This is a genomic window from Bartonella tribocorum, from assembly GCF_002778015.1.
Classification (GTDB): Bacteria; Pseudomonadota; Alphaproteobacteria; order Rhizobiales; family Rhizobiaceae; genus Bartonella; species Bartonella tribocorum_B.
The window spans coordinates 84,921-100,710 of record NZ_NJPP01000003.1 but is presented as its reverse complement, the minus strand read 5'-3'; the positions used below and the strand labels follow the sequence as shown (position 1 = coordinate 100,710).

At 37.9% G+C, this 15,790-nt stretch carries 15 protein-coding genes and 1 other RNA gene; all 16 read left to right on the top strand.

The features are described from left to right. The first annotated feature begins 150 nt into the window (after positions 1 to 150). The 16 genes from ffs to rimP all read left to right on the top strand — a co-directional run bounded on the left by ffs (position 151) and on the right by rimP (position 15,778). Positions 151 to 249, top strand: an RNA gene (gene ffs, locus CEV08_RS02260) — signal recognition particle sRNA small type. Between the two features lie 221 nt (positions 250 to 470). After that, on the top strand, positions 471 to 2,408 hold the full coding sequence (locus tag CEV08_RS02255; protein ID WP_100130165.1) for a DNA polymerase III subunit gamma/tau: 1,938 nt from the start codon (positions 471 to 473) through the stop codon (positions 2,406 to 2,408). An 8-nt stretch (positions 2,409 to 2,416) separates the two neighbouring features. Further along, entirely contained in the window at positions 2,417 to 2,740 is a 324-nt protein-coding gene (locus tag CEV08_RS02250; RefSeq protein ID WP_100130164.1) for a YbaB/EbfC family nucleoid-associated protein, read from the top strand. 32 nt (positions 2,741 to 2,772) lie between these two features. Then, positions 2,773 to 3,378 (top strand): recombination mediator RecR, encoded by a 606-nt coding sequence (recR, locus tag CEV08_RS02245; RefSeq protein ID WP_100130163.1) that lies wholly within the window; start codon positions 2,773 to 2,775, stop codon positions 3,376 to 3,378. Positions 3,379 to 3,427: 49 nt separating this feature from the next. Next, positions 3,428 to 4,456, top strand: coding sequence for a YeiH family protein (locus CEV08_RS02240; RefSeq protein ID WP_100130162.1), 1,029 nt, complete (start codon positions 3,428 to 3,430; stop codon positions 4,454 to 4,456). 821 nt (positions 4,457 to 5,277) lie between these two features. Further along, positions 5,278 to 5,970: a tRNA (adenosine(37)-N6)-threonylcarbamoyltransferase complex dimerization subunit type 1 TsaB gene (gene tsaB / locus CEV08_RS02235; protein WP_100130161.1), complete on the top strand. Its 693-nt coding sequence runs from the start codon at positions 5,278 to 5,280 to the stop codon at positions 5,968 to 5,970. Then, the gene (rimI, locus tag CEV08_RS02230) at positions 5,963 to 6,454 is read left to right on the top strand and encodes a ribosomal protein S18-alanine N-acetyltransferase (RefSeq protein ID WP_100130160.1); all 492 of its coding nucleotides are present in this window, start codon (positions 5,963 to 5,965) and stop codon (positions 6,452 to 6,454) included. The genes tsaB and rimI overlap by 8 nt, the downstream gene beginning before the upstream one ends. 31 nt (positions 6,455 to 6,485) lie before the next feature. Then, positions 6,486 to 7,862, top strand: a complete 1,377-nt coding sequence (miaB, locus tag CEV08_RS02225) for a tRNA (N6-isopentenyl adenosine(37)-C2)-methylthiotransferase MiaB (RefSeq protein WP_100130159.1) — start codon at positions 6,486 to 6,488, stop codon at positions 7,860 to 7,862. Positions 7,863 to 8,024: 162 nt separating this feature from the next. Beyond that, entirely contained in the window at positions 8,025 to 9,107 is a 1,083-nt protein-coding gene (locus CEV08_RS02220; protein WP_100130208.1) for a PhoH family protein, read from the top strand. A gap of 34 nt (positions 9,108 to 9,141) precedes the next feature. After that, a complete protein-coding gene (gene ybeY, locus CEV08_RS02215) occupies positions 9,142 to 9,633 on the top strand; it encodes an rRNA maturation RNase YbeY (RefSeq protein ID WP_100130158.1) in 492 nt (163 codons plus the stop codon). Between the two features lie 84 nt (positions 9,634 to 9,717). Then, on the top strand, positions 9,718 to 10,743 hold the full coding sequence (locus CEV08_RS02210; RefSeq protein ID WP_100130157.1) for a hemolysin family protein: 1,026 nt from the start codon (positions 9,718 to 9,720) through the stop codon (positions 10,741 to 10,743). After that, positions 10,706 to 12,340 carry an apolipoprotein N-acyltransferase gene (gene lnt / locus CEV08_RS02205; RefSeq protein ID WP_100130156.1) on the top strand — a complete coding sequence of 545 codons (1,635 nt, stop codon included), beginning with the start codon at positions 10,706 to 10,708 and terminating at the stop codon, positions 12,338 to 12,340. The genes CEV08_RS02210 and lnt overlap by 38 nt, the downstream gene beginning before the upstream one ends. A 149-nt stretch (positions 12,341 to 12,489) precedes the next feature. Further along, positions 12,490 to 12,903 carry a helix-turn-helix domain-containing protein gene (locus CEV08_RS02200; protein ID WP_100130155.1) on the top strand — a complete coding sequence of 138 codons (414 nt, stop codon included), beginning with the start codon at positions 12,490 to 12,492 and terminating at the stop codon, positions 12,901 to 12,903. A gap of 130 nt (positions 12,904 to 13,033) precedes the next feature. Then, on the top strand, positions 13,034 to 14,302 hold the full coding sequence (gene metK / locus CEV08_RS02195) for a methionine adenosyltransferase (protein ID WP_100130154.1): 1,269 nt from the start codon (positions 13,034 to 13,036) through the stop codon (positions 14,300 to 14,302). Beyond that, on the top strand, positions 14,299 to 15,000 hold the full coding sequence (locus CEV08_RS02190; RefSeq protein WP_100130153.1) for a tRNA (guanine(46)-N(7))-methyltransferase TrmB: 702 nt from the start codon (positions 14,299 to 14,301) through the stop codon (positions 14,998 to 15,000). The genes metK and CEV08_RS02190 overlap by 4 nt, the downstream gene beginning before the upstream one ends. A 151-nt stretch (positions 15,001 to 15,151) precedes the next feature. Next, complete coding sequence (gene rimP / locus CEV08_RS02185) at positions 15,152 to 15,778, top strand: ribosome maturation factor RimP (RefSeq protein WP_100130152.1); 627 nt, start codon at positions 15,152 to 15,154, stop codon at positions 15,776 to 15,778. The last annotated feature ends 12 nt before the right edge of the window (positions 15,779 to 15,790 follow it).

The window sequence follows — 15,790 nt, the reverse complement described above, 5'->3', positions numbered from 1 at the left end:
TAGCGACCGCCATAAAAACGAATAAATCCTCAATCTCTTTGTTGTTTATATCTTAATAAATTAAACGTAAAAGAAAAATTCTTTCTCATTCTTATGATATTTTTCATTTCTGAGCTTGATTTTTCGTTCCAAATCGACAATATGAACTTGGGAGGCTGGTGGTGGACGAACTGCTCGCCAACTGGGTCAGGTCTGGAAAGAAGCAGCCCTAACGGGTTTTTAGTACGGGTCATCGTACCAGCCTCCTATCTTGCTGAAGAGATTATTTTTATGCTAGGTCTTAGCAAGGTATTTAATCTTCAGAACAGCATTTGTATGCAGCAAGTCAAGGGATTTGGTTTTTTTAGCAAATGATCCCGTAAAAATAATTTGATTGAGAAAAAATCCTTTTATATGAGAGTACAGTATTGACCTATGCTTTGTGTATGATCAAAATATGCGCATAAAGAACTTCGAAGTTGGAAACATTCATGGAAAATGTACCGGTAGAAACAGCCTATCGTGTTCTTGCTCGTAAATATCGACCTCAAAACTTTTCTGACCTCATTGGTCAGGAAGCTATGGTGCGTACTCTCACCAACGCCTTTGAAAAAGGTCGTATCGCACAAGCGTGGATGTTAACAGGGATTCGTGGTGTAGGTAAAACCACAACAGCGCGTATTTTGGCGCGTGCACTCAATTATAAAACAAAAGATATTGATCAACCAACAACTGTATTGGACTCTCTTGGCGAACATTGCACACAAATTATCGAAGGATGCCATATTGATGTTATAGAAATGGATGCCGCTTCTCATACAGGCATTGACGATATTCGTGAAATTATTGAACAAATACGCTATCGTCCTGTTTCCGCGCGCTATAAGGTTTATATTATTGATGAAGTCCATATGCTCTCAACGCAAGCCTTTAATGGTTTGTTGAAAACTCTTGAAGAACCACCATCCCATGTAAAATTTATTTTTGCTACAACAGAAATTCGCAAAGTTCCCATTACAATTCTTTCGCGTTGCCAACGTTTTGATTTGCGACGGATTGAATCAAAAACTTTGAGTGCGCATTTACGCCAAATTGCGAAATATGAAAAGGTCGAAGTAGAAGATCAAGCTCTCTCTATGATTGCTCGTGCTGCAGAAGGCTCTGCACGTGATGCATTATCTATTTTTGATCAAGCGATTGCCCATAGCAATGGCAATGTCAATGCCGACGCAGTGCGTCCAATGTTAGGATTGGCGGATCAAGCACGTATTATTGATCTCTTTGAATTTATCATGAAGGGCGATGTTGTCCATGCATTACATGAATTACGCAGTCAATATGATGCAGGCGCTGATCCCCTTACTATATTAACAGAATTAGCCGATTTTAATCATCTGGTCACACGTTTACGTTTTACACCAGAAATAGTGGAAGATTTTTCACTCACTGAAGAACAACGTTTAAGAAGTTTAGACTTTTCAAAAAAACTTTCCGTTCCTGTTTTATCCCGAAATTGGCAAATGTTGCTCAAAGGTTTACAAGAAGTTAACCAAACTGCACGTCCACTGCAAGCAACTGAAATGCTTTTAATTCGTCTTGCACACACAGCTGATCTCCCAACTCTTGATGAAGCTTTAAAAAAACTTACGCAAGAAAAAAAACCTCTCACGTTCGTTGCAAACTCTTCTCATGACGCTAGAGATACCAATAATATAACACAAAAAACAACTATTGATGTCCATGATTCCTCAAGCGTTTCAAGTACATTACCAAATCAATCAGACCTTAAAATATCCTTGCAAGACCAATTAGACCGCTCCTTAAAACCAGAGAATTTTGTGAAAAGTCAAACACATGATAATGCCAAAGCTCAAGAAGTAACGGAAACTCTTGAAACTTCTCAATCTACTGATTGTTCTGAAAATATTACAAATTTATCACCTTGTGTCACGCAACCAGTCGAAGAGATTAGTGAACCTAAAACTCTCGTAATTAATTCTTTGCACGATATTGTTAAATTAGCCGAACAGCATAATGACGTGCCTTTCAAGCTCCTTGTTAAAGAATTTGTTCATCCTGTTTCTTTTGAAACTGAACATATTACTTTAAGACTTTCCGAAAATACCCCACAATTTCTTGCTCACGATATCGAAAAAAAAATCTCTCAATGGGCTAAAAAACGCTATGTGATAACTTTTGTTAATGAAGGAGGCGGTCCAACCTTACAAGAAGAAAGTGTAGCGATTCAAAAGACTCTTTTTTCCCATGCTGAAACAGATCCTGATATCGCAAAAATCCTCAACCATTTCCCAGAAGCAAAAATTGTCGATATTCGACTTAATAGAGAAGAAAATGGTCTTGATTTACCCCCCGATACCTTTAAAAATACTAATCTCTTTATAAATAAAAATGATAGCAATGATGAATAAGGATACCTATGCGTGAAATGATGAGCATGATGAAAAAAGCCAAAGAAATGCAAGAGAAAATGCAGAAAATTCAGGTAGAAGTGGCTAATCTGCAAGATACCGGCGCTGCAGGGGGTGATCTTGTCAATATCACTTTAAATGGCAGAAATATTATAACAGCAATTCAAATTGATCCCTCACTACTCAAGCCTGAGGAAGCTGAAATTCTTGAGGATCTTATTATAACAGCTTATAATGAAGCAAGAACAAAAATCGAAATCGCAATAGAAGAGAAAACCAAAAGTATAACAGCAGGTCTACCCCTTCCATCAAATTTCAAGTTGCCATTTTAATGAAACGGGGGGTTCCCCATGGTGCAAAATATATGTCTAAATACATTGCAGGACCTGAGATTGAACGTCTCATTCAAATCTTAGCACGGTTGCCAGGTCTTGGTCCGCGTTCAGCGCGTCGTGCGGCACTTCATCTTATTAAAAAAAAGGAAACATTGCTGGAGCCTTTAGGAGCAGCAATACAAGTAGCTATAGAAAAAGTCGGCATTTGTTCTGTTTGTGGAAATGTCGATACTGTTGATCCTTGTTCAATTTGTACAGATTCGCGACGTGATGATACAACAATCATTGTTGTTGAAGATATTGCTGATCTATGGGCTCTTGAGCGCGCAAAAACTTTAGCCGCACGTTATCATGTATTGGGTGGACGACTTTCTCCCTTAGATGGAATAGGTCCTGACGAACTCAACATAGCTTCCTTAATACAACGCGTTGTACAAAATCCAATTACGGAGATTATTCTTGCTGTTAATGCGACTGTCGAAGGACAAACAACTGCCCACTACATCACCGATCAACTTTCTAATTTTTCAGTTAAAATTACGAGACTTGCTCATGGTGTTCCTGTAGGAGGCGAGCTCGATTATCTTGATGATGGAACTTTAGCAGCAGCCGTACAAGCACGAACAAATCTTTAAAACTTTTTCCTCTTAGCCTTTAGCTCTTTAATGACGAGGAAATATTTAAATGCTAAAGAAAAATCTCTCACTTTTACACAACTTTGGCCCTGGTATTTTAGCATGTTTACTCATATCAGCTTTAGCATATGGTTTAGAAGTAGTAGAAAAGCAGCTTTTTGGGCAAGCATGGCTTGAAAGTCTTGTTTTGGCAATTCTCTTAGGTTCTATTACCCGCAGTTGTTTTACTTTGCCAACATACTTTCAAAAAGGTATCACCTTTTGTGCCAAAACACTTCTCGAAATTGCTATTGTTCTTCTAGGAGCAAGCATTCGTATTCATGCTGTTCTTTCCGCTGGTTGGAGTTTACTTGCAAGCATTGTATTTGTTATATTTGTAGCAATTATTCTCAGCTTTATTATCGGTCGAATTTTTGGGCTTTCTACGCATTTAGCTATGCTCGTTGCATGCGGAAATGCTATTTGTGGGAACTCCGCTATCATTGCCGTTGCACCCGTCATTAAAGCAAAACACGAAGAGATTGCTGCATCAATTGCTTTTACTGCTCTTTTAGGAGTTGTTATCATTTTACTCCTTCCTTTTGCACATCCATTTCTGAATTTATCATTTAACCAATATGGTGTGCTTGCCGGTATGGTTGTTTATGCTGTACCACAAGTTTTAGCAGCAACCGCATCTGTTTCTTTTGCCAGTGTTCAAATTGCAACTGTTGTTAAATTGGTACGCGTTCTCATGTTAGGCCCTGTTATTTTTGCTCTCTCAATCATCTATCGCCGCTCAGCAGAAACACGCTTTCGTTTACATACTCTTGTTCCATGGTTTATTATTGGTTTTATTATGATGATGTTAATGCGCTCGAGTAAGCTTATTCCTGACACAACTCTTAATCCTATCAAATTGATTGCTCAATTGTTCACAGTCATTTCAATGGCCGCATTAGGACTAAGCGTCGATATCCGCTCATTAAAAAAAGCAGGACGGCGCGTTATCTTGGCTTCAACCTGTTCCATAATTATTCTCGGTATTTGTAGCCTTATCATGATACAATTGAATGATTTAAATCATATTTCATTTTAAAATGTTGTTGTTTCTTTGTTTAATGGAGCATGCAATCAATCCTAAGACTTGCCAATATAAAATCAGCTCTTTCATAAAACTATCAAAAGAGCTCTCTCAATTGGCTTTTCAGTTCATAATGATTTGCAATGGAAGAGTATCAAAATAATACTATTTCTTTCATCTCTGCTCTCATAAAGCTAAAGTTTTTATAAAAATTGATAAAATATATTCTTTAATGAGAGCAAAAATGAAATCGTACCTCTTAAGAAGAAAAGAACGACAAAAACAAAAATATATTTATGTTGTACATTCATGTATGTATTTAAAATACCTCTCAAACGCTATCCCCCCTTTCACGATGGTGTCCGTGAATAATATAATGAAAATCGCCATGACGTATATAAAATCTATTGTGTAGCCCCATCTTTATGCTTGTAAAACAACAAGTCGGTAGCATCATACTTCTAGCTTCCCATGTTGAATATCTCTTGTAGTTACATGATCCTTTCTTAAATAATTTTATCCACACACCAACTCTGCTTATGATATGTAAGAAAATGGTTTTTATTGATGAGTTTAAAATGAAAAAATCTTATAATATCCAATGATTTAGTGTTTAAGAGTTTTGTTAAACACGGAAACAATAAATTATCATTATAAATCAATTCATTAACAGCAAAAATAAATAAAGATCCAATCAACGTCTCCTCTTATTCCATAAAAAGATATTGTTGCCTATTGGCACTAGAAACTTTCTTACAAATGAACTATACGACAATAAAAAGATTAAAAATATATTAGGTCTTTTGTCTATCGTCTTATTCAATTAAAATGTTTTTATGCTTATTCTTACTATCGATACTGCTTCAATTTATTGTGCTGTTGCGCTCATTCGTCATAAGTCTGTTATGGCACGTATCGATGAGCGCATGAATAAAGGACATGCTGAAAGGCTTATTGGGCAGATTACACAAATAATGACACAAGCCAATATGACGCTTGATCACGTTGAACGTATTGCTGTCAATGTTGGACCTGGATCGTTCACTGGTGTGCGCGTTGGTGTTGCTACAGCACGCGCTTTGGCATTAGCACTTGAGATACCAGCTGTTGGAGTGAATGCACTTGAAGCTTTAGCAGCACAAGTCACAACCCATGAAAATACTGCATCAGCAATTACTGTTGTCATTGAAGCAGGCAAAGAGATGTTCTACCATCAAAATTTTCATAAGGATCTCACTCCTTTGGGAGAACCAGGATTAAAAACAATTGAAAATATCCTCGAAGAATTGCCCCCCAAAGCCCAACTGACTGGCCCAGCGGCTGATATCGTTATGCAGCATATTGAAAACCATAAAATAAACGAAAAAATTATCCTAGAAAAAATCCCTTGTGAAGCAGCAGATATTGTGAACTATGCTTATCTTGCTGAAAACAAACAGTCACAAAATTCGCCTTGCCCTCTCTATCTACGCAGCGCTGATGCAAAACAACAAACCCATTTTGCTTTACCACGAAAAAATAATGTTTAAATTTTCATCGACAAAAAAGCATTTTGGAATTGCTCCACTACACATTAACGATAGTGCTGCTCTTTACCAAATTCATCAACATTGTTTTACTCCCGCTTGGGGAAAACAAGCTTTTGATACCTTTTTAACAGATCACTCTATCTTTGGATACAAAGCCTTTCTCATTGAGAAATCTGATCAAATTTTAGGCTTTTGCCTATGCCGCCTCATTCTTGATGAAGCAGAAATTATCACAATTGCTGTCCATCCTCATTATCGTCAACAAGGAATTGGTACCTTACTTATCGATCGTATAATTCACCATCTTCACGATAAGCGCGCTATAAAATTATTCTTGGAAGTAGAATCCTCAAATCTTTCTGCTTTAAACCTTTATCAACGCTTTGAATTTCAAAAAATTTCTGAACGTCTGGCCTACTATCCATCTCAAAATGGTCGCGGTGACGCAATTATCATGCAAAAAACTTTTAAGCAAATAGATTGAGATTTATGTAAAAAACATTTAGACAAGCACTATGAATAAAGTAACGCCTAAAAATACATCTCCTGTGGCACCTAAAAAGGTTTTTATTAAAACCTATGGATGTCAAATGAACGTTTATGATAGCCAACGAATGAATGATAGTCTCAGTTCACAAGGCTATGTGACAACACAAACGCCAAATGATGCCGATCTTATTCTTGTTAACACCTGTCATATTCGTGAAAAAGCAGCAGAAAAACTTTATTCTGATCTGGGTCGTTTGCGCGTTATGCGTCAAGAGCGAACACCTGATAAACCCTTGACAGTTGGTGTAACGGGTTGTGTTGCACAAGCTGAGGGAAGTGAAATCTTACGTCGTGCTCCAATAGTGGATCTTGTCATTGGTCCGCAAATGTATCATCGTTTGCCAGAGTTATTAGAAAAAGCCAAACAAGGCAAAAAAATTATCGAAACGGATTATGCTGTTGAAGATAAATTTGCTCATTTGCCGCCCCATAATAAACGTGCCGTGAGAAAACGAGGTGTTAGTGCATTTTTAACAGTACAAGAAGGCTGCGATAAATTTTGCACTTTTTGTGTTGTTCCCTATACACGGGGTGCTGAGATATCGCGCTCCGTCGAGCAAATTACCGAGGAAGCCCGTCAACTCATTGAAGCCGGTGTTAAAGAAATTACGCTGCTTGGACAAAATGTCAATGGCTGGCATGGGCAAAGTGCTGATGGTAAAACTTGGCGTCTTGGTGATCTTCTTTATCATCTTGCAAAACTCGATGGTTTAAAGCGTTTGCGTTACACAACCAGCCACCCGCGTGACATGGATGATAGCCTTATCGCAGCACATCGAGATCTTGATATGTTAATGCCTTATCTTCATCTGCCTGTTCAATCAGGTTCAGATCGTATCTTAAAAGCGATGAACCGCCAACATAAAAGCTCTTATTATCTTCATCTTATCGAAAAAATTCGCGCTGCGCGGCCAGATATTGCATTTTCAGGTGATTTTATTGTAGGGTTTCCAGGAGAAACAGATGAAGACTTTGAAGAAACCATTAAGCTCATTAAACAAGTACAATACAGTTCAGCTTATTCTTTTAAATATTCCCCCCGTCCTGGAACAGTGGGAGCCACAATGAAAAATCATGTTGATGAATCTGTAAAAGATGCCCGACTTCAACATTTACAAGTTCTTCTCCTTGAACAGCAAAATACATTTTTACGTTCTAAAGTTGGTCAAAAAACGGATGTTCTTATCGAAAAACCTGGACGTCACTCAGGGCAAATGGTGGGGCGTTCCCCTTGGCTTTTACCTGTTGTCGTCGATACAGAATCCTCTACAGGTAGTGTGATAGAAATTCATATTAAAAATGCAAGCTCAAATAGTTTTGTTGGTGAAGTGGCCAATAGATAAATATACCCCTACAACATTGTTTATAATAAATATTTTTGAAAACTCTTTTATTTTGAAAGAAAATAATTACATTTAAAGTATGAATTTTTATAAAAAGCGATTTGTCTTTTATAAAGTTTCTTCAAAAAAATGTTTAATATTTATGTCGATATGGAGAATAGACTGAAAGCTTCAACTAAAAAAATAAAGCGCGTTAAAGAAAAAATAAGTTCCAACATTGAAAAAATTACCCCCTTGGAACAAGAAAGCGCTTCAGATACGAGTCAAGTTGTTTTGATTTTCGAAAATAATAAATATGCAAAAGCAGTTTTTGGTAAATTTGACGAAAATCTTGCTTATATCGAAAAAAAACTCAAACTTAGTATTCACCCACGTGGTAATGAGATCTTAATCCATGGCAATATTTCTGTTATAAAGCGTGCGCGATATGTATTGCAGCAGCTTTATGAACGTGCAAAAACACATCAAGAGCTCACTTTATCAGATATAAAAGGAGCGATTGCTATGGCAACTATGCCACAGAAGCAGAAAGAGGACACCATAACACAAAAATCTGCAAAACGTATACCAGCACAGTTGAGTATCCATAAAAAAATAATTCATGCAAGGACTCCAACACAAGATGCTTATATACGCGCTATGGAGCATACTGAACTTGTGTTTGGTGTAGGGCCAGCAGGAACAGGAAAAACGTATCTTGCTGTTGCTCATGCTGCAATACTTCTAGAACGTGGTATCGTTGAGCGAATTATTCTCTCACGTCCTGCTGTTGAAGCTGGAGAACATCTGGGGTTTCTTCCTGGTGATCTCAAGGAAAAAGTTGACCCCTATTTACGCCCCCTTTATGATGCTCTTTATGATATGATACCCGCTGAAAAAATAGAACGCATTTTAGCTTCTGGTGTCATCGAAATTGCTCCTCTTGCCTTTATGCGTGGGCGAACACTTGCCCATGCCGCTGTTATTCTTGATGAGGCACAAAATACGACCCCCATGCAAATGAAAATGTTCCTCACACGTCTTGGAGAAGGAACACGTATGATCGTTACTGGTGATGTAAGCCAAATTGATTTGCCTATAGGACAAAAATCAGGACTCATTGAAGCAATCCGCATTCTTTCAAATGTAAAAAATATTGCAATTGTGCACTTTGATGAAAAAGATGTTGTACGCCACCCGCTTGTTGCTGCTATCGTTCATGCTTATGATTATGATTCTGCAATGCAAAATAAAAAAAATCACTAGCGTGCGATACATTAAAAAATGAATTTGATTGATCATGATTATTATTGATATAATGATTAAAAGCGCAGGGTGGAATGATGAGAAAACGCTTTATAATATCACCGAGAAAGCATTAATGGTAACAATGCATCATGTTTCATTGGAGAATATTGTAAGTGAGATTAGCCTGCTTTTTACAGATGATGAACATATGGCACAAATCAATGCACAATGGCGTGGTAAAAACAAACCCACCAATGTATTATCCTTTCCTGCTGTTCACCTCAAAGCAGGAAATTCTCCTGGTCCCATACTAGGTGATATTGTCATTGCGCGAGAAACTGTTATTCTCGAAGCAGAAAAACAAGGAAAAACATTTCAAGACCATTTAACGCATATGATTGTTCATGGTACCTTGCATCTGCTTGGTTATGACCATGAAACTGATGATGAAGCACACCAAATGGAAAAGCTTGAAAGAGAAATTCTTCAAAAGCTTTCCATAAAAGATCCTTACGCTGAATTGTCTATAAATGATAAAATTTAACTTTTAAAATCAATATTACGAGCATACCATTTAAAGCCTCTTATTTATCTATTATAAAAAGAAAGTTTAGAAGATTTCAAAACCATGGCAAACAAAATAAATGCACAAAATAATAATCAAACGTCTTCTAATAATGAAAAAAATCCCTCTCAACAGATGAAGCATACAGAAAAATATTCTCTGATGAATCATTTTTTTTCATTTTTACGGGGTCGTAGTTGTGCGTCTACGTCACTGCGCGACGATCTTACCGTTGCACTCACGACTGAAAATGAAAAAGATACCACCCTCTTCTCACCCGAAGAACGTAGGATGCTGCATAATATTTTACGCTTACGTGAAGCACGCGTGGATGATATTATGATACCTCGTTCTGAAATAGAAGCATTAGAAATAAACACCTCACTTGGAGAAGCCCTTAAATGTTTTGCAAAAATTGGTCATTCTCGCATACCAGTTTATGCTGAAACTTTAGATGATCCGCGCGGCATGATCCATATCCGCGATATTCTTAATTATATGACTCGCGTTATTATCAACCCTACGAAAACCGAACAAAAGTCCGATTTTCTTCAATTAAACCATACAGATTTACATACCCCAATCGGTGAATTGGATTTGATCCGGACCGTTCTCTTTGTTCCAAGTTCTATGCTTGCAAGCCAATTATTAACACGGATGCAAACCACACGAACACAAATGGCTTTAGTTATTGATGAACATGGGGGAACAGATGGTCTCGTTTCAATGGAAGATATTGTTGAATTAGTCGTTGGGGATATCGAAGATGAACATGATCATGTCGACAACGCTATCGTACGCGAACCCAACGGTAAATGGCTCGTTGATGCAAGAACTGAACTAGAAGATGTGGAAAAAGCTCTTGGCCCTGATTTTATTGTAGGGGAATATGGTGATGAAGTTGATACTATTGGTGGTCTAATTGTCTCCATTCTCGATCGTATTCCTGCAAAAGGTGAAATTGTCGAAGCTGTCCCTGGCTATAGATTTCGTATTCTAGAAGCTGATAAACGTAGGATTAAGCGGTTGCGCATTTTTCGTATTCCAGAAAATGAAAATTTTGAAAACAATGCCATCCCTAAAGAATAATCAAGCGTTTTTAAACAATTTCATCGTTTTTTTGTTTGCTGTTACTGGATGGAAACGGCAAACATTGATATTGCTATGTGGGGCTTTTACTTCCTTTGCACTTCCCCCCTTTTATTTGACACCTCTTTGCTTTTTAACTTTTCCAATCTTTATTGTTTTACTTGACTCAATACGAGACACTCAAAACAATAAAAAACATTTTTTGACTTACGCTCTAAGCTGTGGAACCTTTGGTTTTAGTTATTTTATTTGCGGACTTTGGTGGCTCTGCAATGCTTTGTTAACAGATCCAGATTCTTTTGGTTGGGCAGTCCCACTCGCCATTTTTTTTCCTCCTTTCTATCTTTCTCTTTATTGGTTTTTTTCTGGTTTCATTGTCGGCTTATTATGGACAAAGGGAATAACACGCTTTTTTATTTTAGCCTTTGCCTTAGGATTAGCAGAGTGGTTGCGTGCATTCTTATTCACAGGATTTCCATGGAATTCTCTTGGCTATACAGCCATGCCAACCCCGATGTTCATGCAATCTGATGCCATCGTGGGACTTTACGGAATGAATATTCTTGCTGTCTTAACCTACAGTTTGCCAACTGTTTTACTCACAGATGAAAAAAAGAAAGCTGCACTTTCTCTTTGCTTATCGCTTATACTCATTCATAGTGGTTTTGGATTTTATCGTCTCCATACGATAGAAAACACAGCTGAAGATCAAAAAAGAAATTATTGGGTGCGCATTGTTCAACCTTCTATCCAACAAAATATAAAATTGCGCGACAATACACGCTATGCTATGTTGGAAGCGCATATGCAGCTGAGTGCAACACCAATCACTGGTAAAAATCCAGAACCCGATTTTATCGTATGGCCCGAAGCTTCTGTTTCTTACCTTCTCTATGATAACTCATCTATCACAATGCACATTGCTTCTCTTTTAAAACCTAAACAATGGGCTATTATCGGAGCGGTACGTGCCAGCGATGATCTTTCTCATTCCCAAATACAATATTTTAATACAATTGCAGTCATTAACGCTCAAGGCAATATTTTACACACTTCCGATAAACTTCATTTGGTTCCTTTTGGTGAGTATCTTCCCTATCAGAATTTATTAAAAAAAATTGGATTGCGTATTCTCGCTGATAATATTGGTGGATATAGTGCTGCAAGTGTGCGCAAAACTGTCACAATGCCAAACGGATTTTCTTATCTGCCCCTGATTTGTTATGAGGCAATATTTCCCCATGAAATGACTTTTAAAGGTTCTCGTCCTCAAGCAATCATCAATGTTACAAATGATGCATGGTTTGGTGTAACACCAGGCCCCTATCAACATCTTCAACAAGCACAGCTTCGTGCCATTGAACTGGGAATCCCCCTCATACGCGCTGCCAATAATGGAATATCAGCTGTTATTGATTCTTATGGACGAATCGTTGTAGCTCTTCAACAGAATGCTGTGGGCATTATTGATTCGAAAATTCCATCATCCATTACCCCGATAGGAAGCAATGAATACAGAACTTTCTCTACTTTTATCTTATTCATTCTTATGCTACTGTGTGGTATTGGTTTTGGTTCTACAAAACAGCTTAAATGATTCAAGTGCTTCTTGTACGGCATTATGTTGCGTGTACCAGTAATATTGGGAAAAAATATTACATATTATTTTAATTATATGATAAACCAGCTTCTCATAAATCTGATGTTGGTTTAAAAGAAAAGTGCTGGAAATTAAAGGGTTGCATTATGACCGAAACTAGAAAAAAACCTGACCCTATAGATATCTATGTTGGAACTCGTATCCGTTTACGTCGTAATATTTTAGGGCTTACTCAAGAAAAACTAGGGGGAAAATTAGGCATCACTTTTCAGCAAATCCAAAAATATGAAAAAGGAACAAACCGTATCGGTGCCAGTCGTCTTCAAGCGATAGCAGAAATTATGGATGTCCCTGTTTCTTACTTTTTTGATAAAGGACTTACCTCTCAACAAGTAGAAGGTTTTGCTGAAAGTGATCACAATTTTATGGACTTTTGTTCTAGCAGCGAAGGTATCCAGCTCATGCGGGCATTTACGAATATCTCTGATGCTAAAGTGCGTCGAAAAATCATTGACTTGGCAAAAGCACTTTCTGAGGAAGATTTGACAAATAAGCTATAAAATTAAAATTATATTTTTCTCTTCTGTTCATATAAATTCGCATTGACGATTTGCTGTGGAATTGGCAAATCGGAGAAGCTTTAGTAAGCAATTAATTGAATTGTTGGTTTTCTTTCTTGAAGGAGTTTCCATGCCGCATCAAGATTATCTTTTTACGAGCGAATCGGTATCGGAAGGGCATCCTGATAAAATTTGTGATCGTATTTCCGATGAAATCGTTGATATGATCTATAAAGAAGCGCAAAAGACTGGTACTGATCCGTGGTTGGTGCGCGTTGCTTGTGAAACTCTCGTTAGTGTCAACCGTGTTGTTATCGCCGGTGAAGTCCGTGTTCCCGATACGCTCTTAAAAAGAGATAAAAATAAAGAATTTATCTATGATGAAACTGGCTTTCCTCTCATTAATCCTACGCGTTTTCGTACAGCAGCGCGCCGTGCTATTCGCGCCATTGGCTATGAACAAGCAGGTTTCCATTGGAAAACTGCTAAAATTGATATTCTTTTGCGCCCTCAATCTGCTGACATTGCAAGAGGCGTTGATAATGCGACGGATCGGAATGGTGAAGAAGGAGCAGGTGATCAAGGTATCATGTTTGGATATGCTTGCCGTGAAACACCTGACCTTATGCCTGCGCCAATCTATTATGCGCATAAGATTCTCAAACTTCTTGCCGCAGCCCGCCATAAAAGGGAAGGAGAAACAGGGAAATTAGGACCAGATGCTAAAACCCAAATCACCATACGCTATAAAAATGGAAAACCTATAGAGGTCACATCCATCGTTCTTTCAACCCAGCATCTTGACGAAAGTTGGGATTCCAATAAAGTCCGCACAGTCGTTGAGCCTTATATTCGTCAAGCTTTACATGATATTCCCATTGCTGCTCAATGCAGGTGGTATATTAACCCAACAGGAAAATTTGTCATTGGGGGCCCTCAAAGCGATGCTGGATTAACAGGACGCAAAATTATCGTGGATACATACGGAGGTGCAGCCCCCCATGGAGGCGGTGCTTTTTCAGGAAAAGATACAACAAAAGTTGATCGTTCTGCTGCTTATGCGGCACGTTATCTGGCTAAGAATATTGTTGCTGCTCACTTAGCAGAACGATGCACAATTCAACTCTCTTATGCAATTGGTATTGCACAACCTTTGTCGATTTATCTTAATCTTCATGGAACAGGAAAAATCGAAGAGAAGGTTATCGAAGCAGCCATTCGCAAAATAATGGACCTTTCCCCCACTGGAATTCGCAAACATCTTGACCTTAATAAACCGATCTACACAAAAACAGCTGCTTACGGTCATTTTGGGCGAAAACCAAAGCATGATGGTTCATTTTCATGGGAAAAAACTGATCTCGTGAAAACACTTCAAACAATGATCAAAATCCCATGATTAAATATAATACACGCAAGAGTGAAGCCTTTTTTGGACGTCGAAAAGGAAAGAGATTACGAAACAGTCAGCTTGCACGTATAAAAATGCTGCTCCCCAATTTTAATATTGATTTAAATGTTCCTCCTCCCTCAAACCTTACCTCCTTATTTTCGAGCAAATTAAAAGAAATTCGACTTGAAATCGGCTTTGGTGGTGGTGAACATTTACTCCATGAAATGGAACAGTTTCCACAAACCGGTTTTATCGGCATCGAGCCCTTTATCAATGGCATGGCAAAAATATTATTGTCCCTTGAACAGCTTACACATCATCAAAATCATCTTCGTCTCTATAATGATGATGCTACACGCCTTCTTGATTGGCTTCCTGATAATTCGCTTGATGGAATAGACCTCTTCTATCCTGACCCTTGGCCAAAAAAGAAACACTGGAAACGACGTTTCATCAACATAAAAAATCTTAACCGTTTTGCTCGCGTTCTTAAAACGGGGAAAAAATTCCGCTTTGCTAGCGATATAGACAGTTATGTAAACTGGACTCTCTGTCATTGTGTACACCATGATCATTTTGAGTGGAAAGCAGAAAAACCTCAAGATTGGAAAAATCCTTATCCACTATGGAGAGGAACCCGCTATGAAGCAAAAGCTTTACGCGAAGGACGAACGCCTGCCTACCTTACCTTTATCAAGAAATAAATGATCAAGTGCTTTTCTCATAAACAACTTGAAAAATTTTGAATTTGAGAGTATTAATAGCTAAGTTCTTGGTCTTATGATGGAGAGTGGGTCGTTGGACCTGCTCTTTTTTAATATCATAAAACTAACGAAAATGACTTGGATAAAATGTATGAACGAAGCTGAAAAAATAAGCAATCTTGACGAACCACGCCTGTTTGAAGAAGATGGTATCGAGGCACGGGTTGCTGCTCTTGTCATACCACTGCTTAAACCTTTAGGTTTTCGTTTGGTTCGTGTGAAGCTTCTTGGACAAAATGGTTTAACACTTCAAATTATGGTCGAACGCGCTGATGGTTCTTTGACCGTAAAAGATTGTGAAACTGTTAGTCGGACTGTTTCCCCCCTCCTTGATGTGGAAAATGTTATTGAACGCAAATATCATTTAGAAATCTCATCCCCTGGAATTGATCGTCCATTGGTAAGAAAATCTGATTTTTTTCATTGGCAAGGACATCTTGCAAAAATTGAAACCAAAATAACCATTGATGAGCGCCGAAAATTTCGTGGAATACTTACCAATATTACGCAAGATGGATTTATTTTAAGTACTGATAAAGCTGCTTACGGAGAAGCCATGTATACCTCTATTTCCTTTTGTGATATCATAAATGCACATTTAGTGCTTACCGATGAGCTTATTCGCAATGCATTAAAAAAAGATAAAGATTTAAGTCAACAATTCATTCCCGAAGATAATCCTACCGATTCAATACAGACGCTTAATTTCAAAAAATAATATCACTGGGAA